The sequence below is a fragment of the Terriglobia bacterium genome (genome assembly GCA_020073185.1).
Classification (GTDB): Bacteria; Acidobacteriota; Terriglobia; order Terriglobales; family Acidobacteriaceae; genus JAIQGF01.
In genome coordinates this window covers 1-23851 of the sequence record JAIQFT010000062.1, presented here as the reverse complement: position 1 = coordinate 23851, position 23851 = coordinate 1, and the positions used below count along the sequence as shown (strand labels likewise).

The 23851-nt window shown below is 60.8% G+C and carries 15 protein-coding genes and 1 tRNA gene; 3 read left to right on the top strand and 13 right to left on the bottom strand.

Annotated features, from left to right (window positions below):
* Window positions 1-148: 148 nt before the first annotated feature.
* From LAN64_17665 to LAN64_17630, 8 genes are all read right to left on the bottom strand, one after another.
* Window positions 149-625 (bottom strand): hypothetical protein, encoded by a 477-nt coding sequence (locus LAN64_17665; protein ID MBZ5569658.1) that lies wholly within the window; start codon window positions 623-625, stop codon window positions 149-151.
* A 163-nt stretch (window positions 626-788) separates the two neighbouring features.
* Window positions 789-1430, bottom strand: coding sequence for a hypothetical protein (locus tag LAN64_17660; protein MBZ5569657.1), 642 nt, complete (start codon window positions 1428-1430; stop codon window positions 789-791).
* An 84-nt stretch (window positions 1431-1514) separates the two neighbouring features.
* The gene (locus tag LAN64_17655; protein MBZ5569656.1) at window positions 1515-1805 is read right to left on the bottom strand and encodes a hypothetical protein; all 291 of its coding nucleotides are present in this window, start codon (window positions 1803-1805) and stop codon (window positions 1515-1517) included.
* A 166-nt stretch (window positions 1806-1971) separates the two neighbouring features.
* Window positions 1972-2799, bottom strand: coding sequence for an outer membrane lipoprotein-sorting protein (locus LAN64_17650; protein ID MBZ5569655.1), 828 nt, complete (start codon window positions 2797-2799; stop codon window positions 1972-1974).
* A 52-nt stretch (window positions 2800-2851) separates the two neighbouring features.
* Window positions 2852-3205: a hypothetical protein gene (locus LAN64_17645; protein MBZ5569654.1), complete on the bottom strand. Its 354-nt coding sequence runs from the start codon at window positions 3203-3205 to the stop codon at window positions 2852-2854.
* Window positions 3206-3674: 469 nt separating this feature from the next.
* On the bottom strand, window positions 3675-12740 hold the full coding sequence (locus LAN64_17640; GenBank protein ID MBZ5569653.1) for a hypothetical protein: 9066 nt from the start codon (window positions 12738-12740) through the stop codon (window positions 3675-3677).
* Between the two features lie 15 nt (window positions 12741-12755).
* Window positions 12756-14303 carry a multicopper oxidase family protein gene (locus LAN64_17635; GenBank protein ID MBZ5569652.1) on the bottom strand — a complete coding sequence of 516 codons (1548 nt, stop codon included), beginning with the start codon at window positions 14301-14303 and terminating at the stop codon, window positions 12756-12758.
* Between the two features lie 25 nt (window positions 14304-14328).
* Entirely contained in the window at window positions 14329-15534 is a 1206-nt protein-coding gene (locus LAN64_17630) for a multicopper oxidase domain-containing protein (GenBank protein ID MBZ5569651.1), read from the bottom strand.
* 1176 nt (window positions 15535-16710) lie between these two features.
* Here LAN64_17630 and LAN64_17625 point away from each other — a divergent pair.
* Entirely contained in the window at window positions 16711-17187 is a 477-nt protein-coding gene (locus tag LAN64_17625; protein MBZ5569650.1) for a hypothetical protein, read from the top strand.
* A 72-nt stretch (window positions 17188-17259) separates the two neighbouring features.
* On the opposite strand, the gene LAN64_17620 is transcribed toward LAN64_17625, so the two are convergent.
* Both LAN64_17620 and LAN64_17615 read right to left on the bottom strand, forming a co-directional pair.
* Window positions 17260-17336, bottom strand: a tRNA-Arg gene (locus LAN64_17620).
* 96 nt (window positions 17337-17432) lie between these two features.
* Entirely contained in the window at window positions 17433-17813 is a 381-nt protein-coding gene (locus LAN64_17615) for a hypothetical protein (GenBank protein ID MBZ5569649.1), read from the bottom strand.
* A 276-nt stretch (window positions 17814-18089) separates the two neighbouring features.
* Here LAN64_17615 and LAN64_17610 point away from each other — a divergent pair, with 276 nt between their 5' ends.
* Entirely contained in the window at window positions 18090-19742 is a 1653-nt protein-coding gene (locus LAN64_17610) for a hypothetical protein (GenBank protein MBZ5569648.1), read from the top strand.
* An 816-nt stretch (window positions 19743-20558) separates the two neighbouring features.
* Entirely contained in the window at window positions 20559-20903 is a 345-nt protein-coding gene (locus LAN64_17605; protein MBZ5569647.1) for a response regulator, read from the top strand.
* A 93-nt stretch (window positions 20904-20996) separates the two neighbouring features.
* On the opposite strand, the gene LAN64_17600 is transcribed toward LAN64_17605, so the two are convergent.
* The 3 genes from LAN64_17600 to LAN64_17590 all read right to left on the bottom strand — a co-directional run.
* On the bottom strand, window positions 20997-21467 hold the full coding sequence (locus tag LAN64_17600) for a hypothetical protein (GenBank protein MBZ5569646.1): 471 nt from the start codon (window positions 21465-21467) through the stop codon (window positions 20997-20999).
* 674 nt (window positions 21468-22141) lie between these two features.
* Window positions 22142-22510 (bottom strand): hypothetical protein, encoded by a 369-nt coding sequence (locus LAN64_17595; GenBank protein ID MBZ5569645.1) that lies wholly within the window; start codon window positions 22508-22510, stop codon window positions 22142-22144.
* A 211-nt stretch (window positions 22511-22721) separates the two neighbouring features.
* On the bottom strand, window positions 22722-23851 hold a 1130-nt coding region (locus LAN64_17590; GenBank protein MBZ5569644.1), incomplete at its 5' end, for a sigma-54 dependent transcriptional regulator.

Sequence of the window (23851 nt, the reverse complement as noted above, 5' to 3'; positions counted from 1 at the left end):
CGCCGCCGCCGGTCGCGCGCTGTGCCGCCATCCCGCCGCATAGGACAAGACCACGAGCACCCCCACGGCAACTACGTACATGGTTTTTTTCATCGCATGTCCCCGGGGCGGCAGAGCAAGGTTTGCTCCGCCCATCAAAACTCCGTGCCTATTTTGGCGAGGACGAGTCCGGCGCTGACGTCTTCTCCGTCTCGCTGTGAGTGGCCGTCGAACCTGCCGCGGCTGGACCGGCAGGACCGGCTGCACCCTGCCCGGCGGCTCCCGCTTTCGCCGCCATGGCGCTCGCGCTGCGCGCCCTGGCAGCCTCCAACGCTGCCTTGACCTCCGCTTGCTTGTACAAAGCGGCGCGACGAGCGGCGAGCTCTTCGTGCGCCAGTGTCTCCGCCTTCAACAGTTCGAATTGCTTGTCCAACTGGCCCAGCATCAGTTGCCACATGTCCAGGTTGGCCTTGGTGAACGCGTCTTTGGAGCCACTCGGTCCGGCCTTGGCGCGCATCTGCATCAGAAGCGCATGCATTTTCTTGAGCGTAGCTTCTGTTTCCTGCATGCGCAGTAGCGCGGGTGAAGTCTGCCCGCTCGTCATCCTGTTCTTGGGCCCGTTCTCGGTTGCGCTTGCAATTGCCATCCTAGAACCGATCGGACGCCCGCTGCTTGCCGGCGCATCGACACTGGATGCGCCCGCAGACGAGCTTCCCTGGGCCCAAACCGCTGCCGCCGACAAAATCACGATTGCAGCAGCCGCTCTCGAAACCTTCATGTTCGTAATCTCCTTGAAAGCGTTAGAAAGCCTATCGCGATCGCTGCGCGAAGCCTTTGGAACTCCCCTTCTGGGGTTTGAGACCCTGGTAGCTTGACGGCACGGCAAACAAATCCGCCGCTTGCGGCGCTTCCTTAATATTGCGCACCTCGGCGGCGGCGCCGGCGCCCTCCCACTTAACTACAAATTTGAGGGCCGCATCGATCCAGACCGCAGAGGTCGCAGCGTCTGACGCGCCCTTGTTCCGGTATTTCACCGTTTCACGCCCATCCACCGTTTCATGACCCACTTTTTCGCAGACCATCTTCTGCTCCGCAACCCTCTGCCACTCCGGACAAGCATCATCCGGGTTCTCCACCCGGAAATACTCCGACGGACCACTAGCCAGTGGCTGGTACGCCTTCCTCGCCGGGAACATGGCGACGGCGGTGTTCTCTCCTCTGTCCACTAATAGGATTGTTTCGGCCATTCCGCGCGTCTCCAGACGCATCTTGTCCTTGCTGACGTAGAGCTTCGAGGAAGGGCGGGATGAGGTCCCGGTTCCGGCCGTTGGCGCATTCGGCCTGCTGGGGGCAAAGTACACGACGTCAGCGGAGAACTCCTGCGCCCGGCAAACCGCCGGAATCAGACCGAGTAGCAACGCTGCCGCCAGACTGGTTGTCCTAAACTTCATGCTTTTTTCCTTCGTCACTGAGTTACGTCAGATTGCCGCGAGCCGGCCAATAATGGTGGGCACAACAACCTTCCTGACTCCTCACTACCGCGTAGTGATTTTGAGCCAATCCTCTACACTCCGCTGATCCGGCGCGGGCTGTACTCTTCGCGCTGCGAGCGGATCGTATTTCTCCCTCTGCTCCTTGTTGAGCACAGTGCGGATTTTCTGCACCGTACTGTCCTGGAGGGCGCGAAACTGCTGGATCCGAGCGCTTCCCGAAATGGAGGAGTCAAGCCGGAGGCGCATCGTCTCCTGCTGCCGTTGCTCCAGGATCTTCTTCACGGCAGCCTGCTGCGCCTCGCTCAAGTCCAGGTTCTTGGCTAACGCTTTCACCCGATCATCAATGCCGAAGCGTCTGTGACTGCCAGGCGTCCGCCGTTTCGAGCCGGCAGTGTTAGCCACTTGAGCTTGAACGGGCGCACCCGGCAGGAGGATCGGCAATGCCAGCACCACACTCAAGAATGCCCGGCCGAAACAGATCCGTTTCGCGGCAGACGTCCTATTGCAGCTTGGCAAAGCGAGAGTCCTCCACCGGCGCGTTGACGGAAAACTTTTCAACCTCGATCTTCTCTGTCTGACTGACTCCCTCCACCTTCGTCTCCATGACATAGGGCATCACTAAGCCATTCACTGCCCTGTAGTCGCGAGGATAGATCTCTACCCGGTGATACTTGCCGTCAAGGCGGCGGGGCGTGCCTTCTAACTTGGTCTCGAGGAATGTCTTTGCATCCACCCACACATGTTGGACCTCTCCGTTCTTGAAGGTCAGCTTCAGGCGATAGGTGTCGCTGCCCTCTACCTTGTCGGCGCCTTCCAGCTCGACCTTGGTCCCCTTCGCCGCGTAGTCCATTAGCGGACCGTCCAGATCCGACTGCATCGCTGCCACTTTCATTTGCTCGGCCGTGAACGGCTCTACTTCATGCCGGTTGAGGAAGGGACGGAGTTTCCAGCCGTGGGTGCCATCGTAGACCTGGATCGCGGTCTGACCACGAAAGTCGAGTTCCAGACGCGACTTGCGCGTGCGCTTCAGTTCCAGACGAAAGGGCAACTGCGCCTGCTCCGCCGAGCGCTTGGGCAGTTGCACGCCACCGGTTCTTACCCCTTGCGCCCGGCGCGTCGGGCTCTCGTTCCCACCGGCTTCCATCTTGCCACTCATGGACAGGGTCTGTACCGCCCGCCACGCCTGCAGCCCACCCCGCGCCGCAATGTTCTTCTCTATGACCTGCTCCGCCGTCAGCTTGGCCGCCGATGACGACACATCCGCACCCAGGGCGAAGGAAACTGCCAGGGCCAGAAAGCTGCCGACTACTAACGTTTTTCGGGACATCGATGATCGCTCCTTATTTGTCACGCGTGAGTTTTGAAGTAGGGGGGGAGTCCTACTGAACGATGAGACCTTCGGCCCTAAACTGCCCGATTACCACGTTGACCCGGTGCCCCGGTTTCACGTACCCACCCTTGTTCGAGAAGGCCATCCAGTACACCTTGCCCTCCTCGGGCGTGGTGGCTTGGCGTAGCTTGCCAACCTTCTCCAAGGCTGGAACTACCAGCTTGACACCGGCCCGCGGGTCGATCAAAGAAGGCTCATTTTTCTTATCATTGAGGGGCTTGGCCTTCGCCGGGTCGAGCACGCGGTAGGTAAAGCGGATGATCTCGCCCGACTCCACCGACTTAACCGCCAGCGAGTCAACGCCCCAGATGAGAGCGTAATGCTGGCGTGCTTTTGGCGGCATGTTCTGCCGATTGCGCGTGAAAGCCGCAGCCGCCGCGGGCTTTACGGCCGCCGGGGCAGCCGATTGGGCTTGCGCCGGTGAGACCAGAATTCCGCAAGCCAGAATTCCTACCAGCACTATCACGTTCGAGCCTGGTATTAGATGACGGTACAACATGGTTGCTATCCCTCGTTCCACTCTGACCTGGGGGGTGGTCAAGAGATGTTGTGCGAGCATGAAAGGGTGCGGAAAAATATAGGGGTACAAGAAAAGTCGCGCAGGCGGCCCGGGCTGGTTGGCCCTGCACCGCCCACAAGAAAACAAAAGTGCTCCTCGCTATGACATCCGCGAATAGCACTCGTTTTGCAGCCTAGGCTTCTCAACATCTCAGTCCCGATTTCCCTTGCCCTTACAGCTCTTTTGAGCTCGGCCCTGGATTCCCGTACCGGCCGGACATCCAGGTTCGGATGTCCGGCCTCGACGGGTTCTTTTACGGCGTGATGGTAAACGTCACGTTGTTGCTGGTTCCGCCCGGTGGCGTAGTGGTGTGGACGTTCCGGTTGTTGGTGTTCGCGCCAGCCGTGATGGCGAAGGTTGCCGTGACCGTGCTGTCATCCACAACCACAACGTTGCTGACAGTCACGCCGGCACCAGATACCACCACTCCCGTGGTCCCAGTCAGGCCTTGACCGTGGAGAGTCACCGAGAATGACGACCCGCGAGCGTGCGAGCTGGGAGCGATGGAGTCGAGGTGCGGCCCCACCTGGAACGTCAGGCCGTTGCTGGTTCCACCCGGCGTGGTGACGGTGACGGTTCTCGCCGTCTCCCCTGCGTTAGCCGCAAGCGTGAAGGTTACGGTGACCGTCGTGTCATTCACCACGACGATGTTGCTTTCGGAGTCGCCAGTTCCCGACACGGCTACTGCCGAAGTCCCCGTCAGGCCGGTACCGGTGAGGGTCACCGTGAATGTTGACCCGCGGACGTGCTGGCTCGGACTAATCGCAGTCAGCGTCGGCACCGGGGGTGGGGTCACGGTGAAGGTCACGTTGTTGCTGGTTCCGCCTGGCGTAGTGATTGTGACGTTCCGGTTCGCCAAGAGGTTGATCGAGGCGTTGGAGGCGATGGTGAAAGTCGCCGTGACCGTGGCGGCGTTCACCACCGTGAGATTGCTGACGGTGACGCCGTTGGTGCAGAGGAGGTTAATCGCGCAGGACACGTTGATGGCCGAGGCTCCGGTCAGGTTGGTCCCGCTCAGTGTCACCGAAACGCTGGTGCCACGCGCGCCCGAGGTGGGAGCAATCGAAGCCAGCGTTGGCGCTGGTGTCGCCACGCCCGTAAACTCGACCGCGCCGGCGTCCACTTGGTTGTCGCTGCCCAGGTTCCCCTTCCTCCCGTTACCGAAGAAATCGGTATTCGGCGCTACCGCCCAAGTAGCCGTGGAGTTCACGGGCCCGATGTAATCAATGGCCGGCGAACCCGCTGCCAACGAGTAGTTGCTCAGCATGGTCTCCCCTGAGGACACCGCGGGCGGGGCGCTCTCCGTGGTCGGGGTGATCAGTGAGAACGGACCCCAACCGATATTGATCCAGTTGTTGCCCTCGTCTACGGTCGCTCCCGCCGTCAGACTGAAGACGGGCGTCGGCACGTTCCCTTCGTTGGTCCCCGGGGGCACCACGTACCATGCCCCAGCACCCGCCTCAGGCGGTATTTTCGAGCCATTGCAGTACTGCTGGACAACGCCCGGGGAGAAGCTCGCCGTGTTCGCTCGGAAGCCTAGGCCGCCTCCGGGATAGCTGGTGATATCGGTTAGCACCGACGCCTGCGGCGCGAACGTGAAGCCCGAGTCATGGCTGTTCACTCCATGGTCGCCCCGCAGGCCGATATCCCAGTAGGAGGCTCCAGTAGTGACGCACTGGCCCGTGGTGCTTTGATTCAGCGAGGGAACCAGCGTGACCGTCGCCTGCTGGGCTCCCGCACTCGGGTCTGTGACCACGATGTTGAAGGCACGGTTCTGCCAGAACACATCGTTGTACAGAATCGGGAACGAGATCTGTCTGCAATCGCCGTTCAGAAGGTCGCTAAGGGCGCCACTCGCATGACCCGCGGGGCAAATGACGTTCGCCGGCAGAGACGCCAAGAACTCCGCAGTGTGCCCGGCGGCCGAAAGCCCAGCGGGCTGGGGATCCGACAGCGGCACGCAGGGAATGTTGGCGCCCTGGGCATCGCGCGGGCAGGGCGTCGGGGCGCTTGCTTGGGTGGCAAAGAAGGCGCCGAACAGCGTCCCTGACGACGCGGTGGAGTCGTTGGAGATGATCGTGTTGTTGATCAGGTTCACCTTTAAGGAGTCCTGCAACGACACGCCAGCGCCGTCCCAACCGGCAACGTTGTTGGCGATGATGTTGTTGGTGACGTCGACGGAGTACCAGAGCGGCGGAAGGAGGGGGAACGTGGACACTTCCACCCCGTTGACAGCCTGGAAGCGTATGCCACCGCCGCTGCCGGCTTCCGCGGCATTACCCATGATCAGGTTGGCATTGATAACCAGTCCGGGACCGATGCCATCGCCCACGCTTCCGTAGGCGTGGCTGCAATCCGCGTCAGGCTCCCCGGGACACGTCGGATCGGTATCCGGAGCGCTCATGATCATGAGGCCGCCTCCGTTGCTCGGGGTGGTCGGGTTGGTGCTCTGGTTGAACAGGATGCTGTTGTGTTGGATGCTACCGTTCCACGCGAACCCAGTCTGGGCAACTCCGGCGCCGTCGCCGGTGCTCAGGTTGCCGCACACCCAGTTGTAGTTGAACTGGTAGTTGTCAGCACCACTGCAGAAGACGACGCCGCCCGCGCCGGAAGGAGTGGCGGAGAATAGCTCATCGCCCTCGGACGCGTTGTTCGTGACCGCGTTGTGGTGCACGTTCACATTCAGGTTATGGCAGTACGGGAGCTGAGTACCCGCGGGGCCGTTGGACTGGCAGGAACCCGGAGCCAAGAGTGTGGCGTCTCCCTGGATTATCTCGGGAGGGAATTCACCCTGGCCGATGGCGATGCCGCCTGCCAGCGTGCCTTGGTTGTTGTAGATGCGATTGTTGGCGATTTGCAGGTTATGCGCCCAAGCGTGGATGAAGATGCCGCCACCACCCTGGGAACTGTTAGCGATAGACAAGCCGTCAATGCGCGACGGGTTGCACTGGAAGTTGCTGGGGAACGGATTGGCGTTGTGTCCATTGCCGCAGTCCTGGTTGCTGTTCGTCAGAAGCGTGGTGCCGTCTACGAAGGCTCCCTCCGCGCCCGTAACGGGATCGAACGGATTCGATCCGTTGGGGAAACGCACTCCCTTCGCCAACACCGTGATTCCCGCTCCTTCATAGGCTCCCATCAGCGATGGCTCTTGCAACTGTTCCGCCAGGTTGCCGTTCAGCGTGGCGTCCCAGCCGACAGTGCCTTCACTGGGTATGCGATCCACCTGCGGGTTGGTGGGCGTCGGGATGAAGTGGTTCCAGCCCGTTCCGCAAGCAGGATCGTACCCCTCCGGCACGCCGGTGGGCGCGAATCCGAACAGGCAAACCACGCGCAGCCGCCAGTCATTCAGAATGCCCGATGGATGCGCATTGGCGTCGATTATGGTGCTGGCCGCTCCCACGCCTTGCAGCCGGACCGGCTTCCACATCAGCACCAATTCATGGTAAGTCCCCGGAGGCACAATGATCAGGTCGCCAGGATCGGCGGCGTCAATGACCGACTGGATTGTCTGTCCTGCGAGTAGCCGCCTTGGCGCTTTGCTTGCGCTGCCTCCGGTATGGCCGTTTCCGATCGTCACCGTCACGGTGTCGATCGATTTCTGGCCTGCAGCGGTTGTGATGATCAATTCACCGCAACTCTCGGGCTGTCCCGCAGGTGGGCCTCCGAATACCGGCTGTTGCTGAACGGCGCAGTCCGGCACGCCGTTCGGCACAGTGCCGGTGATTTGTGTGTCACTCCAGCTCACACCGGTAAGGGGGTGGGGAACGCCATCGCTGCCGACAAGGGCAACCGTACCCGCTGTGGCGCCAAAGCCATAGTGGCGCCTAATGGTCTTTTGGTTGAAGGGAGCCGTACTGCTCCCGGGTCCGGAATAAGCGTAGTTGTTCACATCCTGGTCGGGCAATGCATGGATCGTCAGAGTTTGGCCAGGTCCGCTCACCCAAGGTCCAACTCCGTCACCATCCACCTCGGCGATCGCCGGCGTGGCATTCGGGTAAGCGCAGTCGGGATGGTTGTAGTTCGGCGCGAAGGCCGCCGTGGGTATGACTGGCGTATCCAGGTACCCGGTCTGCCCCGGCATGAACGACCATTCATAGCAGAACTGGCTGTAGACCGACTGATAGAACGGATCCGCAGTCGCGTCACCGCCCCGGTCGTTCATGCACATGACCATCATCGTCGGGATGTATCCGCTTGGGTCGGGCGGGTTGACGGAGAACGACGAGTAGTTCAGCCCATTGTAGATTCCGAACTCGTCGGAATAGACGCGGGTGATTTCGTTGCCCGCCCAATCCTTGATCGATACCGGCAGGTTCGCCGGCGAGAACTTCTCCCCGAATGCCGGCGAGAAGGGGTCGAATTCCGCCGTGAAATCGTCCGTAATGATGCCGGTATAGTGAGCGGCTACGTGGGTGGAGCTGAACACGTAGAACTTCGCCAGCACCGACATCTGGTCTTCCAGGGTCACTTCCTTGCGATCACAAAGCGGACGCGTGGCTCCGGCAAACGGCGCGTTCTGCCCTGCCAACGGGAACAGGCTGTTGTAGTCGGGAACAACGCGCTTCGTGCCCACGCACGGCCAGAAGGTTTCGACGCTTCCGGTGTCACCCTCATGCCGGGGCGTGGCACCCAAATCCGTCGTCGAATTCAGGGGATTGTTGGCGTTGTAGGTGGCAGCCACCGAGGCTTGGTCCGGCATGATGAAGATGTTGCCGAAGCCGGCGAACTGCGAGGTCACTGGCGCCTCGTAAGTGTCACCGAGCAGGATGTTCTTGTCCTCCTCCTTCACCAGTTCGTAGCCCGGCGGAACAATCATTTCCACTACGTACTTGCCCGCCGGCAGCATCGGCAGGTTGTGATCCCAATCTGTTGACGCTGCCGCGGTGTTCGGCGTGCAAATCGTGCAGTTCGTGCCCGACGGCTTTCCCGTCGTCGGATCGATGCCGGTGACGCTGGGGAACGAGTACATGCCGTCGTAAGGCGCCGGCTGCAACTGATTCCAGTTGTGCATGCCGTCATAGCACTTGTACTGGGAGTTGTTCGGCAGCGAAGTCACGGCCGGCCCGCCGTGCTGCGCGTTGTACCAGTTCAAGTAGTTGGGCTGGTTATTCAGCGTGACATTGTAGAAGGGGTCGGATGGGTTCTGACCCGGGCAGTTCATGTTGGGCACGCCATTGGAGCGGAAGCCCTGCGCCCAGTCGTCCCAACTGGTGGTGGTGGTGGTGTCCACCTTGGTGAGGGTTGGAGTTACTCCGTCCGCCGCAAAACCCTCCTTGTAAAGGTTAATCGTCACACCCGGAACCTGGGGCTCCCAGGTGAGCTGGAGCAGCAGCGCCGGGTCGTCAAACGGGCGGGTCGAGGCATACACGACATGCCCGCGGATGCCGCCGTTCTCCCCAGGCGCGAAGGGCTTCTTGCCGAATTCCAGGTACTGATTCTGCCCCATAAAGCTCTGCCAACCGTAACTGGTAGCCGAAGGCGGATCGATGCGGCCGGTGGAGCCGGGCTGGCTGCTGCCAGGTCCATTGACGATCGAGAACCCGTTACAGTCCGCATTGTCGCAATAGACTGCGCCAGGAACCCGCAGGTTCGCCGGCACGGAGAAATCCTCGGCGGTCCTGGCCAGATTTGCCACCAGGGTGGAGTTCCCGCACGCCGGGAAGCCCGTTTGCCCGCACGCGGAGGAGCCGTCGACCGGCCCGCCTGCGTCGTTGATCACGTGGATTCCCGTGCCCTTGTAACGCGCGAAATCCGTTTCCATTACGTACCAGTTGAAGATCGGGAAGACCTCGTTAAAGCCGGCGTAACCGGCCAGGTCTGTGCTGTTAAGGTTGGAGATGCTGCCGTCCCGGTACCGGATGTTGGTGGGCACGAACGAGAGCCCCTGCTCGTTGGGCTGCGATACGCCATCACCGTTCACGTCAAAGAACGTCCGGGTGTAGAGGTTGTTCTTCCACCCGTTAACCGCAATTTCTCCCATATCGCAGACCGTGCCAGAGCTCTGCGATCCATGGCACAAACTCTGGTTTGTGCCTGCGCCCACGCGGACGGGTGTCGAAATCCCGTCTACGATCTGATCGTTCCACTGGTCGAAGATGGTAAGTCTCCAATCGCCAGCGGGGATTCCCGTCAGGGTAAACGTTCCATCGTCGGGGTTACATTTTGCGAACGCGATGTCAGCGCCGTCCGGGCTTCCCAGGCTGGCGTAGCACTGAGTGTAACTAAACTCATCGCGCGTACCCGAGCCATACAGTCTCTCATCCGACGGCCGGCTCATGCGTGCGCCCGTGACTATTCCCGTCACCGTCTGATTGCAGGCTGGGTGCCCGGTGCCGTTGCACAGTACAAAACCTTGGTCATTGATAAACTTCGGATTGGCAAAGCCGATGGAGACGTGGAAGCTTGCCGGACCGAACTCCTGGAAATAGGCCGGCTCGTTGATCCGGATGAAAGCTTCGTGGTCCTTGCCGCCATCCAGGGTGTTAGTCTGCAACCACTCCTCACCGCGCGCAATCCGGTCAGCCGCGGGCGTGGCTATGATGCCGTACCTTCCAGGCGGCACGTTGTTAACGATCGCCTGGCCCGCCAGCGGTGAGAGAGTTAACCCGTCCGCCTCATACTTCGGGCAGACAGGGATCACGCCCGTGATGCCCGCATCGTTAGTGGCGCCGTCAAATCCTGTCCTCGGATTGGCAACGATGGGGCACGCGTCTAGGTGCGTGACCGGATCGATGGTTCCCGCCAGCGCGTTCGACAAAGGCTGGTTGAACTCGTCGTAGGTCATCTGTCCGGCAGAGTCACCCGAGCCGCCCACCAGGTCTTGGATGGTGATGTTGAACCCTCCCAGGCCGGGCTCGTTGGGCGCAATCACGTCAACTCCGCCGCTGGCATCATGCTCACCGTTGAGCGGATGGTCGTCCTCAAATACAAACACCGAGACTTTAGCCGGGTGCTGGTTCTGAGGCTCCACGATCACAGCGACGCCGTCCACAGTAGGTGCTTGCGCGTTCCGCCAGGAGCCACCGATGTAGGCGATCGAGGCGCCGCCCATGGCATGTCCCGGGTCCATCGCGTCGCCCGGCAGAACCGAGATGTAATAGTGTTTGCTCGGATCCAGAACAACCTCGCCGGGATCCACTGCCGTCTTTGTAGACGGGCCGGTCCTGCAAACGCCGTTGGCGATGTCGCACGCCGCCGCCGCTCCGAGCAGAGTCTGGCCATCTTCGCAGGAGGTCGTCCCTACGCAGCCCTGCGCCACAACCGGCATGTAGCTGGTGTGGAAATTGGTTCCAAAGACACCGGGGACTCCTTGGGGAGTTGCCGTGGGACAGCCCGCCGGCAGGGGGTTCGCTTGGCAATTGGGGTCGACATAGAAGGTGCGGTCTTCCTCAATAATCCAGCGATAGTCTTGAGGATCAAGCGGAGCCTTGGTTATCCCGTCCACCAGCGTTACCGCAACATTGCTCGGCGCCGGGAAGTTGAGCGTCACGGTTGCGCTTCCGGCACTGAGGGTACCCTGCGAGTTCCGCGCCTTGTAAGTAAAGGACTTGACACCAGTCGAGGCGGCTGTGGCGGTAAACGCGCCACTCGCATCCATAGAAACCGTCAAGCCCGCCGACACTGCTCCGATGGTCGTGGGGTCCACTGTGAGCGGGTAGCCCGCATCGTCTGTATCATTGTCCAGGACGCCGGGCGACTTAATGCTCAGGGATGAGGCTACACTCGAAGTGTAACTGTCGGGGTTAACGTGGATGTGGCCAGCCGTCTCAATGGTTGCCGCGCCCAGAGTCACCAGAGCGCATGCCGGCCCCGACGTTGCACCGTTACCGCAATACGTGAACGTGGTCGGGGCGCCAGTGTAGCTAAACGTCCCATCCAGGTTGAGAGTCAGCCCAGCCACTACGCCTACGACCTTTGCGCCGTATACATTGGTGTCATTCGCCAGCACGCCCTTGGCTGGATCCGACACGGTAAGCGTCTTGCCGGACACTACAGCGTGATAGGTATCCGCAACGGCGCCCGCTGCGGTCGAGGTGACTGCCGTCGCGCCGTTGGCGCTGATATAAGCTAGCATTCCGGCGTCGCGGTTGACCGCGTTGCCCGACAAGCCCCCCATACGGTCAAATACCGGAATTGGCGGCTGTCCGGCGGCGGGCGCATCGATCATCACATCGTAGGTCTTGCCCGGCGCCATGAATACTTCGCTCTGCACTCGGGTCACGCCTGGGAGCGGGTTGCCGTCTTCCGCAATCAGTCCGAAGCCCGGAACCGCTGTCGCTGTACCGCCGCTCGGAACGATGACCGGTGTGGTGTTTGCACCCACGATCGAAGGGATGTGGCTGCGCAGGCCGGCGTTAACTATGCGCACCAAGATTCCGGCCGCTCCTCCTGCGGGCGAAGCCGGGAACACCGAGGCCGACGCGTTTGTCTTGTCGAACGCCACGCCGTTGATCATGTAGTACAGCGGCGCGTAGTTCACCGCCGGCGGATAGCAGGTTTGATACACGCCAGCTCCAGACGCGGGATTCCCGCAGCCGCCCGGCTGGCCTGACCACACCCTGGTCTCACTGAAGCCATCCGTACGAACCGCTGCGTCGACCGATCTGTTTTGGACCGGATCGATTTCGCTGAACAGCAGCGGGACCTCCGAGTTATAGGTCACAGCGGGATAAGCTGTACCGCTGGCCGCGTCGGTGACCACAACCATGCCGTACAAGCCCATCGGTCCCTGAATCGAGGGATGCGTGCCCGACTCGAGCAGATACGTACCGGCCCGAGGCGCTGTCCACGTGAGGGCTGTCGTGGCACCCGCCGCCACCTCCGTGGCGAACGACTGCACGCGGTCCGGCTGCGGTGGAGGATTATTCACCGTAGTGGGGTCCGCAGCAGGCCACGTGGCTCCCTGTGCAGCGTGGGTCGGACTCGGCGTTCTCACCGGCGCCGTTCCCAGCCCGCCGCCCAACTGACCCACAATCGTCAGCGAGGTCGGCACGTTGGTCGGCGTTCCTGACGTCGGAAACGTCAGGCTGTTCGTCAGGCTGATCGTCAGGTTCGATCCCGTGGGCACCGTAATCACCACGGGCGACCAGCCTGGCGCCGCCGGATTCAACTTGGCGCACGTCGCAGTGGAGCCAGTCGGCTGCACGGCGTCGCAGCTATAGCCCCACATCGGCACCGTGTTGCCGTCGGGCAGGGTTGCGGTCGTCGGCCCCGCAGTCAGGTTGACCTGCTGGGCGGCGGACACGCCCACTCCGAGGAGGAGAATAGTTACTGCGAGTACCGCTGTTTTCAGGCTAGTTTTGAAATCGTTCAATCGCATTGCTGTTCTCCTCACTTAATTCGACTCGTCGATGACGAATTCCCGGCTGTCAACCAGCATCATCATCAGCATGCCGCCAGGGAAACTGTTATTGGTAGTGATCTCGCGCTCGTTGTGGGAGTGCCACATGAACGCAAATCCAGCTTCTGAATCGGGCGGATTCGCTACCGTTCCGGATGGCGGCGTCGTACCGGTGGAACCGACGGCACGCGTGGTCGCGTCCGGCCCCAGATAGGGGCTGCCGCCGTACCAGGGGCCGTTGGCGAAGATATTCGGATCAGGCAGAGTTACCGGACCGCCGCCCGCCACGTCGCCGAACGGGTGAGCCTGCAGCGGCTTGTTGTGATCCTGGCACCACTCGAAGTAATTGATCGCATTCGGAGCACCGGTGTTGTAGCCGTTAGCATCCGGTGTGCAGGGCAGCGTTGATCCGGACGCTGGGTTGTGACCATACGGATCCCAGTTCAGACCTTTACCGCTCCAGTAGTAAATTCCGTCCATGGCTAGCCCCGGAGTCGTAGTCGTGGTGAACAGCAGAGGTCCGGCCAGACTGTTCGGATCGGTCGCGCTGAGAATCAAGTTGCCGTCGCGCCCCAGGATGCGCACGTGGTTGCCGTGCTCGTGGAACGGATGCTGCCAGCGTCCCGTGCCGACGATGCGCAACAACGTCAACTCTCCCGGATGCATGTGCGGGTTGCCGTTGTAGGGCTGGTGCGGGTATTCCGGAGCATAGTTGGGATCCATCAAGTCCGGCATCGAGCGGCCATTGACCATGTAGTACGCGGGAACGTAGGGCTCGGTGGCCACGGTCATGCAGCCAGTGCAGCCCCTGGTGGACTGTTCTTCTGCCTGCCGGTGAATTCTCGGGTCTATCTCGGAGAACTGGAACAGGTATTCCCGGTCGTAGCAGGTGCCAGGGTGGTCGTAGGCCGCCGCTGCCAGCCGGAAATCGGACTCACCCCAGTGGCTCTGCGCTGCCAAGTTTGAAGCGTGTACGCCCGATGTGCAGGCGGCGGGGACGGCGGAGGGCAGGACAATGATTGCCCCATACAGCCCCATCTCGATCTGTAAGTCGCCTTGTGTTCCGCTGTAATAGGCGCGGGTACCCGGCGTAGCAGCGGTAAACCTGTAGGTCACCGTGCCGCCCGGCGCCGCCTCCTGCGTCAGCAGTCCCGGAACGCCGTCCGTGAACGGTTGCAGTGAAAAGCCGGGAAAAAGAATCGACGTGTTGCCCGCCGCGCCCGGCAGATTGTTGTGCAGCGTCACCTGGACCGTCTGCCCCTCGGTTACGATCAGCGTCGGCCCGGGCATCTGCATGGTGTTGCAGAACGCGCCCGAGATCGCGGACGGGGCAAATCCGCTTGGCGCGCCGCTACAACCGTACCCCCAGGAGTACACCGCTGACCCGTCCGGCTGGGAGACGTAAGCCGCCGTCGCCGTCAGGTTAAAGTTCGGACCAGTTATGCCAGGAGCCGCGGCGAATGCCGCCGTCGCCGTCAGCAACAACGCTACTACTGCCATCGCCGCCAGAGGCAGCCGTGTCTTCGAGATCGCTTTTGTCATTTTCGTCGCCCTCATTGCCGCGCTCCTAATTAATCCGAACTTCGGTCATCAGCCCACCGAAGTTCTCGGCGTCATTGGACAGATGGTCGAGGTTGGGGGTGTAGAGGTAAAACACGCTGCCCGACGGATACTTCGAGGTATCGCTGGCGTCCAGAATCACGTCGAGCGACTCGCCACCAGCCAGCGTGATCGAGTTGGTGTTGTAGTAGAGGTTGTTGCCCGCCTGATCCCGCAGCAGCTTGGCATTCAGCGCAATCACTTGCATCGGAATGCCCAGCGAGGCCAACGTCTGATATTCGGTTACGTCCAGATCTGAAATGCGCAGCAGCGCCTTACCGCCGGCTGGAATGTTGATGATCGACGGCAGCGGCTGCGAATAGTGCATCGACCCATCCGTGGTCTGGGTCGCCAGCGGACCGGGCGTCACCGTGTCGGGGTAGCTCCGCCCGTTCAGCAGGAAGTACTTGTCCTTCATGTCGGTAAAGTTTTCCGGGTTGAAGGTCATGCCGACAAAGTGGAAGTTGGGATCGAAGCCGTGGATCTGCAGGGGATACTCAACGTCGTAGCGGGTGGTGCCGTCGCCGTCGTTGTAGGCATACTTCTTGCCTGCGGATTGCGTCGCCCCGGTATTCACTGCCGGCAGGGGATTGCTGCACAGGATGTCGCCGGAATCGCACTTCGTGCGATTATCGCCCTGCTGTTGCTGGAGCGACGTGTAGAGGCTTGCACCCGCCTGCACCCGGTTCTGCCGTGGACGCACATAGATCTGGCCAACCATGCCCATCTGCAAGTGTTCCGGAGGGGTGATGTGGCAGTGCCAGAAGTAAGTACCGGCCTCAGGCGCCAGATAGTAATAGGTAAAGCTGCCACCGATGTTGATGGCCACCGAAGCATCCGGCACGCCGTCATAGAAGGCAGAAGCGTTGGGGTAGCCGTGCCAGTGGACCGTATGCTGTTCGAACAAGTCCGGTCGCATCGGTTGGCCGACATTGGTCAGGGTCAGAAAGAACTCGTCATCTTCGTCAACCGCCATCAGAGGCGCCGGCATGTTGCCATTCAGCGTGCCGACATCCATGATCGCCCGGACATCGACGTGTCCGGTGATGCAGTTGCTGGCGGGAGTGGCGGACGCACAGACGTTTGCTGCCGGAGCGATCGTGATGGTCGGTGTGCTTGTATACCCCGAGCCGGGCCAGGTAACCTCAATCGCGGTTACGACGCCGCCTGCAATGGTCGCGGCTCCGGCCGCCGCAGTGCCTCCGGAAGCTGTAGGTGCACTGAAGGTTATCTCGGGCGGGAAATTGTAGCCGCTGCCGCCGTTGGTGACCGTAATGGCTGTAACAGTGCCTCCGGCGAGCGTTGCGGTCGCCGTCGCGCCACCTCCTGCCCCAGGAACCAATACCGCTTGATCGCCTGACAATCCCACGGCGCCGTTGAAGTTAAAGGCGAGCGGATTCGAGTAGGCGCCTTGGGTGTACGGAGCGTCCATTGCCCCGGCACTGGTGGCGGGATCACCCGGCTTCAGCGTTCCCGGATACAGCGAATTGAATACATTCGGGAACTGGGTGCCAGGCTTGCCGTTCGCCATGTCATACAGTCCCGACAGAGGACCGAAGGCAAACAGGTACGTCTGCGTGCCGTCGCCCATGGTCGCGAAACCGTCGCCACCGGAGATTTGTTGGCACTTGATCGCCCCGTTCACCTTCGCAGTCGGCACCAAATACCCATCGGCGCCTGTCGCAAATGTCGTCGGCCCTGTGTAGGCCGGCTCTGAATTGTTGTTCGCCGCTACGGGGTGCGTGATGGTGCTGGTTGGACACTGAACCTGAAATGACTGTGCGCTAGCGATGGCAGTTACGACGCAAACCAAGAGCGCCAGCAAGCAGAACTGGTGAATCTTCCTCTTACCCATGCTGCCCCTCCTACTACGAGTGCCGTTGGTCGATTCCATGTATTGGCAGGCGTGGACCGGCTCAACCGGGCCGTCATTCAATGAAAGATGAGCGCTTGCTCGCCGGAGCGAGCAGGTAGTTCGACTGAGCGTTTGTGAATATGAGGTCATCCCTAAGGTGGGTCAAGGAGTAGAAACTCTGTTAGGACTATCTACTCTAGTGCGGAGGATTTCAGCAGCGCCGCTCGGAAATGCCTCTTGGGCCGGTCTTGGGGGCCGGTCTTCGTCATCGGGTCGACCCGGGCAAAAGCGGCTGTTTCCTCGCTCATTGCGGGCCGTTCGCGCTCACGACCGGAATCTAGGAAAGCAAGGCCGGGTGGAACGATTAGCCCATCTGAGCTCCAATTCAAGCTCGGAACCAGGGGTTGACCCCGCCTCGGAGTTTTGACAATCTTATTTCTTCAATGCACCAAGAAGGTCTTTCAGACCCCAGCGGTCGAGGAAGGTATCTCTCCCATGCGGCAGCTCCAGCTTGTCCTCAGTCTCTTGGTTATTGCCACGCTTTCACTGGCTTCCGAGCACGCTGGCGATGACAAGGCGCCCTTTCGGCAGTTCTCGGCACTGGTTCTGCGGGATGGAGACGACGCCAAAATCTCTCCCAATATTTCTCAAATGTTGGGCCTCGTCCCAGTTCCGGCGGCGGTCGATGTGAAGCAGGCTTCGCACCGGGAAGGACAGGTGATCAGAACCTTCAATGTCCGCAAGGAAATTCCTGAAGACATCGTAATTTGGACTTGGGATCAGAAGGTTGGGTCTCGCCTCACCTTTTATCTCACCTCTCCCAAGGGAACTCTGAGAGAGGCCGTACGCTCTGAGACGCAGCCGGGCGGCGAATATCGAGCGGTTCATATACCGATATCGGCGGCCAAGGTGGAATTTCAGAAAGAGAAGCAGTATTGGCTGGCAAGAGCCAAACAAAACTTGCTTCACTGAAATAGCTGCACCCAATCCGCCCAACCGTTGGTAGGTATCGGGGCGCGATGAAACCCGCCCTGGTGGGTCATCTGGCGGGCCCGGCGTGATTCGAACACGCGACCCTCTGCTTAGAAGGCAGATGCTCTATCCAACTGAGCTACGGGCCCGTCGTTTTATTGTACCCGCAGAAATTGTCTGCCGCGTGAGTACTGCATTCCGTTCAACCGGCATCGAACTATGCACCAGGTGGCGGCGGCAGGTTTTTACGGTCTTCCCTGCCTCGAGTCTTGCTGAAGCGGAACCGTGTCAGGCGGGACTACGCCACCCGTTGGCGTCCCCCGCAACCGCTGCAAACGACGCTCCATCCCGTCCAGCACCACCCGCCACATATCAATCTCCAGGTCGAATTGGTGCTTCAGCGGGGTCTGCGTGGTCTGCACCATCGCCAGGTTCATCTCCATCTGCCGCAGCATGGTGCGCATCCGGGCCACGTCGTTTGCCAGCGCCTGGACTTCCTGCTCGTCCACCGCCGACGCCGCCGCCCGGTTGTCATGTTTTCCCGACTGGCCCGGCGCCTGCCCCACCGCTGCCGCCGAAGCCAGCGCCACCACCAGGACGCAAACGATTCGCATGTACCGCTTCATTCCTCACCTCACCATACCTTCCCACTCACCAGACTCGTTTCAAAAATGATTCCTGCAGCTCCGCAATAGCGAGTTTCGAGCTACTCGCAACCCACAACTACACTACCGTGAGTCTATACGCCGCTGCGCCTGCTTCCTGTCTTCTTCCGCCCAAAGCGCACCATTGCGGTACATGGCCCAGCGTGCGAATCCGGTTGTGCTTCAGCCCTACGCGCCGGGAGTTGATGACGGTATGATCGTGCTGTCCTCGCCGGCCTGTACCGGTGGTCGCGCCTGATGGCCGTCTTCTCATCCCACCGTTGGCTCCACCGCGAAGCACCCCTCCGCGTCGCGTTCTATTCCCTGCTTGCCGTCTACTTGCAGACCGTCACCTTCGACTTTGTTTACGACGATCATGTCGCCATCCTGCTCAACCCCTGGCTGGATTCCTGGTCGGGCCTGAAGCACATCTTTACCGGCCAGTTGTGGGGCTTTTCCGATGCTTTCATCCCGGCCCGCCACTACCGCCCCATGTACCTGGCGTGGCTATGGTTGGTGCAACACCTGTTCACCCAGGCGCCCGGCTGGTTTCATCTCTGCGCGCTCTTCACCCACCTGCTTGCCGTCTACCTGGCGTACCGCTTTGCCAGGGCGCTCCTGCATGATGACTTGGCCGCTGCCATCGCCGCCGCCTGCTTCGCCATTCATCCGACCAAGGTGGAGGGCGTCGCTTGGATCACCGCCGCCACCGAGCCGCTGCAGGCGATCTTCGTTTTTGCCGCTCTGCTGACTTACCTGCGAAGTCGTGAAAGCAAGCAACACGCCGCACCTTGGACGCTCGCTTCCTTCCTCTTCTGCCTGGCAGCTTTGATGACCAAGGAAACCGCCGTGGTCCTTCCCGCGATCCTGGTGGCGTTGGAGGTTTGGATGCCGGCCGAGGGACGAAGGCGATCCGCTCTCGCCATCGCCGGCATGGCTGCTCCCGCGACGCTCGCCGTCGCCCTCTTCTTGCTCGCGCGCCTTCAGGTGTTGCACGGTTTCGGCGAGTGGGTCGTCCCCGGTTCCGCAACTGAAGTTCTGCTCACCGCTCCTGCAGCGTTCTGGCTATACCTGCGTCAGATCCTCTGGCCGGTGCGCCTCAGCATTCTCTACCCCATCACGGTTGTTGATCGCTTTTCCTTTGCGCGCGTGTTGCTCCCGGCCATCGCGTTGCTCGCCCTGGCCGCCCTTTACTGGCGTTGGGCGCGCCGCTCGCCGATTCTGAAGTTCGCCGCGGTGTGGTTTCTGTTGACCATCATCCCAGTAGTGGGGGAATTTCAGTGGGTGCAATTGCACGACCGCCATCTCTACCTGCCGTCCTTCGCGGTTGCGCTGATGTTGGCGGTGGCTCTCCGGCAAATTCGCTGGACCGCCTCAGTCCCCGCCGAGTCTGCCCAGGCAGCGCTAGCCTTGGCGCTGGTGCTGGTGATGGCCGTCCTCAGCGCGCGCGAGGTGCGCGTCTGGGATTCGGACCTCTCGGTCTTTACCCGCGCCGTCCAGCTTGCTCCTACCAACCCCGAAGCCATTGACTTACTCGCGGAGGCGCAGTTTTACGGCGGACAAAAAGAGCAGGCGCTGGGCACCCTGCAACGCGGCCTGCAATTAGCGCCCAACTCTGACCGGCTCACCTTCTCTCTCGGCACTTATTACTACCAATTGCGTCATTACCAGCGAGCCCGTCTCTACCTGGATCGAGTTGTGACCATGAAGACGGATACCGGCCGTCGCGCGACTGCCCTGTTCGTCCTGAGCAGCATCGACCTGCAGCAGCAAGACTTTGATGCCGCCGAGCGCCGCCTGCGCGCTGCCATTGATCTCACTCCCGGCGTTGCCGGTTACCACCGCGCTCTCGATCAACTCCACCGCGCCCAAGCTCTCCGCTCTGAGCCTCGCACTGCATCGGCCCGCTGAATCATAAGCGCCCGCCGACGCCTTTACCTGCAGACCTCCTGCTTCGTTCGGCAGGTTCCATGCAGGAGCTATGGCTATCTCATAAATGATTTTGGGGAGGGCACAGCTTCAGCGGTACCACCCACAGCCGCGAATAATGGGCGCTTCACAGCCGTCTAATCTTTTCGCTAGCCGATGTCATCCCGAGCGAGGGAGGGCTCCCGCACCTTTCTTCCAGCGCGGGAAACCCGCGTCGAGGGATCTCGGTGTTTCCTCTCTTGGCTACACCAATTCTGAAACTGCCCGATCGTGAATGAATCAGCTTTTACTGAAATGGTTCACTATGAGATATACCTTCTAGTTACGGAAGGACATGTACTAAAGTTACGCGCGAAGTCTTGAATCCATCTGGGATATGGGATAGCATCACAAGCGCCAAGTTACGCCACGGGGGCCTTTACACTTTGTCGCGAAGAGCGGAAACGTAAGTACCGACGTGGCAAGGCCTATTCCCTGGACTGTTCCACCAAATCACCTGTTGTCACTTCATGTAGAGCCGCTGCGGGGTATGCCGCGCAGCCAACCGGCCCGGATTGGGTAGCGTTATGGTGTCACATTGTGCCAATTCGCAGTGCCAAGCTCCCTTCCGCTACCTGAACGCCGGTCGCCTTTTTCAGTTCGAGCTTCATCCTCGTTCGGGAGGCCAGCCTTCCACCCTGCGACATCGGATTGAGCGCTTCTGGCTTTGCCCGAACTGCGCTTCCCACTTGACCGTGACCTTTGACGGCACGCACGTGCAGACTGCTCCCCGGAACCGAGCACGTCGAGGAGGTTCCAATGTCCCGTGAGAATGCTCGTTACCGCGTGCTCATCGTAGATGATGACGAGAGCGTGCTCTTGTCCTTGGAATGGTTATTGGAGACCGAAGGACACGAAACCACACTTGCCTGGAGCGGTGCCGACGCGCAGGTTCTGCTTGCCAGCCGCTCCTTTGACCTGGTTCTCCTGGACGCCAATCTGCGCGACGTCAGCGCCGCTGAGGTGGTGAGCTGGGCGCGCTCGATTGGACACACCTCGCGCTGCATCTTGCTCGAGCCGTCCACCCGGCTGCAGCAGATCGACAGCGTCTGCAAGCTCGGCAACATGGCTATGGCCTGCGGCACACAATTGGCCGCCAACTGAAGGCTTGGTCAGCATCTCGCAGACGCAGCGCCTCACGTCTGCCTTGCCTTTGGAATGCAAGGCGTATACCTTGTACTGCGCAATAGGGTTTACTCATTGCAGCGAGAAGGCATCGAGCACGAAGCCCAACTGGGCGCTATTGGCCCAGACTTGTCCCTGGTGCACGACGTAGATGCATTTCCGCAGGGCATCGGTTCCGTCGCCCCGGCAGATCACGCCGCGCGCACCCGCCCAGAAAGCCCCGATCACTAGTTCGGGCGTTGAACTGTCGAGAAGAAATACCGGTTTCACCCCGGGATAGCGAGCCAGTCTGTGCCGCAGCAAAGCAAAGCCCTTCCGCGCACTGCCATCCCCGCTCACACCCACAACCGTGACATCGGGGTTGAGCCCGGAAACCAATCCCGCGAATCGATCAGGCGACGCCAGCACTCCCACAACGTCGAAGCGGCTGTCCTGGCGCAATGCCTCGACAATCAGTTGGCTCCCCATCGGCGTGGTGTCGGCTACCAATACCCGAACGGCGGCCCCATTGGCACCCTTCGGATTGGCACCTGTGCTGGCCAAGTAGACGCCTCTCTCCCCCACCTAAGAAGTTGTGTGTGACCGAAACTACCGTGAGTGGCGCTTCCTGAAGTTGGCAGCACTCTACCGCCACGCTCAAAGCTTGTTGGACGCCATCTTCCGTCCCAAGGTTAGCTGAAGTCAACCTGCACTATTTTCTTGGAGCCCAATTTCTCTAATGAAGGTATTCCAGACCCGCGAATTTGCTGGCTTCGGTCCGGAGGCTTTCGCCTCTGTCGCAATCCGAGAGAATCTGCGAGTTAGCTTGTTGTTGATCCCCGGCCATTCAAAGGGCAGGCACCCGAGACGCTTTCAGAATCGCGCCGAAACCGCTTGCCGCCGTCCAGGCACAACCCTCGCGGGCGGCTTCTTCACCCCTTGCGAGCAGTGGTGTTGGTTCTCTGCAATGGCAAGCTGAGCGAGATTGGGAGCTGCCGCCACAAACTGTAGGCAGGATCGGCAGATCGAGACGTACGCATGGGTGTGATCGATTGCCAAGCGCTCGAAGTCGGCAGATTGCATACTGACCTCCCGTTGCGCAGCGGGATTCTTTCACACTTGCCAAACCTCGATCAGTGCCCTAGCTCACGAATCAACGTGACGCAACAAAGCCTAATCTCCGGCTGCGCCTGAAGCGAGGCGCCGCAGGAGCAGCGCGTGGCCGAATCGCCCAGCAGTCAAGGGGAACCCGAAATAGCGCGGCCATAGGCAGGGACAAGTTCGCAGATAACCCGCAGTAGTTCCTCCGGGGAAACGGGTGGTTTCAGCCAGACATTCACACCCATCGGCCGGGCGACCACTTCTCCGCTGACAAACACCACGGGAATCTCGCTCTTCTCTCTCACTAACTTAACGAAGAGATGCTCTTGCGGGCCGGATACCGTCTGGTTAACCAAAATGAGATCGAACTCTGCCGTGGCAAAGAATTGCAGCGCAGCCCCGACACCGCAGGCGCACGTTACTTTGCACCCGCCTCGCTCTAGAAACTTTAGCGTGCTGTCGGGTAGGCACCGCTCGTAACAGACGGAAAGGAGTTTGCGCGCCATAAGCACGCTCCATCAAACAATTTATGGTGTTGCCAGCTTCATCCTGACATGTGACGAGGGCTGGCGCGATGACCTGCATCACAAACCGCCAAGCCCGTTCCCGGTATGGGAACTCCTATTGGCAGCTTGGCCTGAACTCTGGCTTTCGCTTCGCGTCCTCATGCGCGACCTCGCAAAGGGTGCGGCACCGACAATCTGGTAAGGGACTAGACTAGGCCTCAACCGCGTACTCGTTGAGCTTGCGATACAAGGTGGTCTTGCCGATGCCGAGCAGGCGGGCGGCCAGCAGCTTGTCGCCCTTGAGCTGTTCAATGGTGCGCAGAATAGCTTCCCGCTCCAGTTCAGCGAGGGACCGGATCTTACCCCCTTGGGCCGCTTCCAGCGACATGCGGTAATTGGCATTCTGGATGGGCGATTCCAAGTCGGCGGTCTGGATATAGGGGCCGGAGCTGAGGGCACAGGCGCGCTCCAGGCAATTTTCCAGCTCGCGCACGTTGCCCGGCCAGTCGTAACCCATCAGGAGGTTCAGCACCTCCTCGCTCAGAGTGTGCTGCGAGCCGGTGCCGCGCGACGACCTCTCCAGGAAGTGCTCCGCCAGCAGCGGAATGTCCTGCTTGCGCTCCCGCAGCGTCGGAACCTTCAGGCCGAGCACGTTCAGGCGGAAGTAAAGATCGCGGCGAAACGTGCCGTCGGCCACAGCTGACATCAGGTCGCGATTGGTGGCAGCCAGGATGCGCACGTTGATGGGGACGCGCTTGGTGCTGCCCACTGGCCGGATTTCCTTCTCCTGGATGGAGCGCAGCAGTTTGGCCTGGAGGTCGACCGTCAATTCGCCGATCTCGTCAAATAAGACAGTCCCGCCCTGGGCTGTGGCGAGCAATCCTTCCTTACCGCGCACCGCACCGGAAAAGGCGCCACGCACGTACCCGAAGAGTTCGCTTTCAATCAGGGTGGGAACCAGGGAACCGCAATCCACCGGGATGAACGGCTTGTCATGATACGGCCCGGAGTAGTGGATCGAACGCGCCACCAGCTCTTTGCCCGTGCCAGTCTCGCCCATGATGAGCACAGGATGAGTGCTCTGCGCCGCCTTGGCGATGATGCGGTAGAGCTTCTCCATTTCCGGCGAACGGCCGATAATGGAGCCGAAGCCATGCTTGGAGCGCAGGCGCTCGCGCAACACGCGTTTCTCGGTGGAAAGTTTGAGTTCGTCCATGGCGCGCTCCAGCATGACGCGGAGCTCGTCCAGGGTGAACGGCTTGCTGATGTAGTCAAACGCACCCATCTTCATCGCCTGCACCGCCGAGGGAACCGTGGCGTAGCCGGTGATAATGGTGACCA

Coding starts and splice junctions, on each gene's coding strand:
- LAN64_17635 (MBZ5569652.1), bottom strand. CDS start 14,303: ATGACAAAAGCGATCTCGAAGACACGGCTGCCTCTGGCGGCGATGGCA.
- LAN64_17645 (MBZ5569654.1), bottom strand. CDS start 3,205: ATGCCGCCAAAAGCACGCCAGCATTACGCTCTCATCTGGGGCGTTGAC.
- LAN64_17605 (MBZ5569647.1), top strand. CDS start 20,559: ATGTCCCGTGAGAATGCTCGTTACCGCGTGCTCATCGTAGATGATGAC.
- LAN64_17640 (MBZ5569653.1), bottom strand. CDS start 12,740: ATGCGATTGAACGATTTCAAAACTAGCCTGAAAACAGCGGTACTCGCA.
- LAN64_17615 (MBZ5569649.1), bottom strand. CDS start 17,813: ATGAAGCGGTACATGCGAATCGTTTGCGTCCTGGTGGTGGCGCTGGCT.
- LAN64_17660 (MBZ5569657.1), bottom strand. CDS start 1,430: ATGAAGTTTAGGACAACCAGTCTGGCGGCAGCGTTGCTACTCGGTCTG.
- LAN64_17625 (MBZ5569650.1), top strand. CDS start 16,711: ATGCGGCAGCTCCAGCTTGTCCTCAGTCTCTTGGTTATTGCCACGCTT.
- LAN64_17610 (MBZ5569648.1), top strand. CDS start 18,090: ATGGCCGTCTTCTCATCCCACCGTTGGCTCCACCGCGAAGCACCCCTC.
- LAN64_17595 (MBZ5569645.1), bottom strand. CDS start 22,510: ATGGCGCGCAAACTCCTTTCCGTCTGTTACGAGCGGTGCCTACCCGAC.
- LAN64_17650 (MBZ5569655.1), bottom strand. CDS start 2,799: ATGTCCCGAAAAACGTTAGTAGTCGGCAGCTTTCTGGCCCTGGCAGTT.
- LAN64_17665 (MBZ5569658.1), bottom strand. CDS start 625: ATGGCAATTGCAAGCGCAACCGAGAACGGGCCCAAGAACAGGATGACG.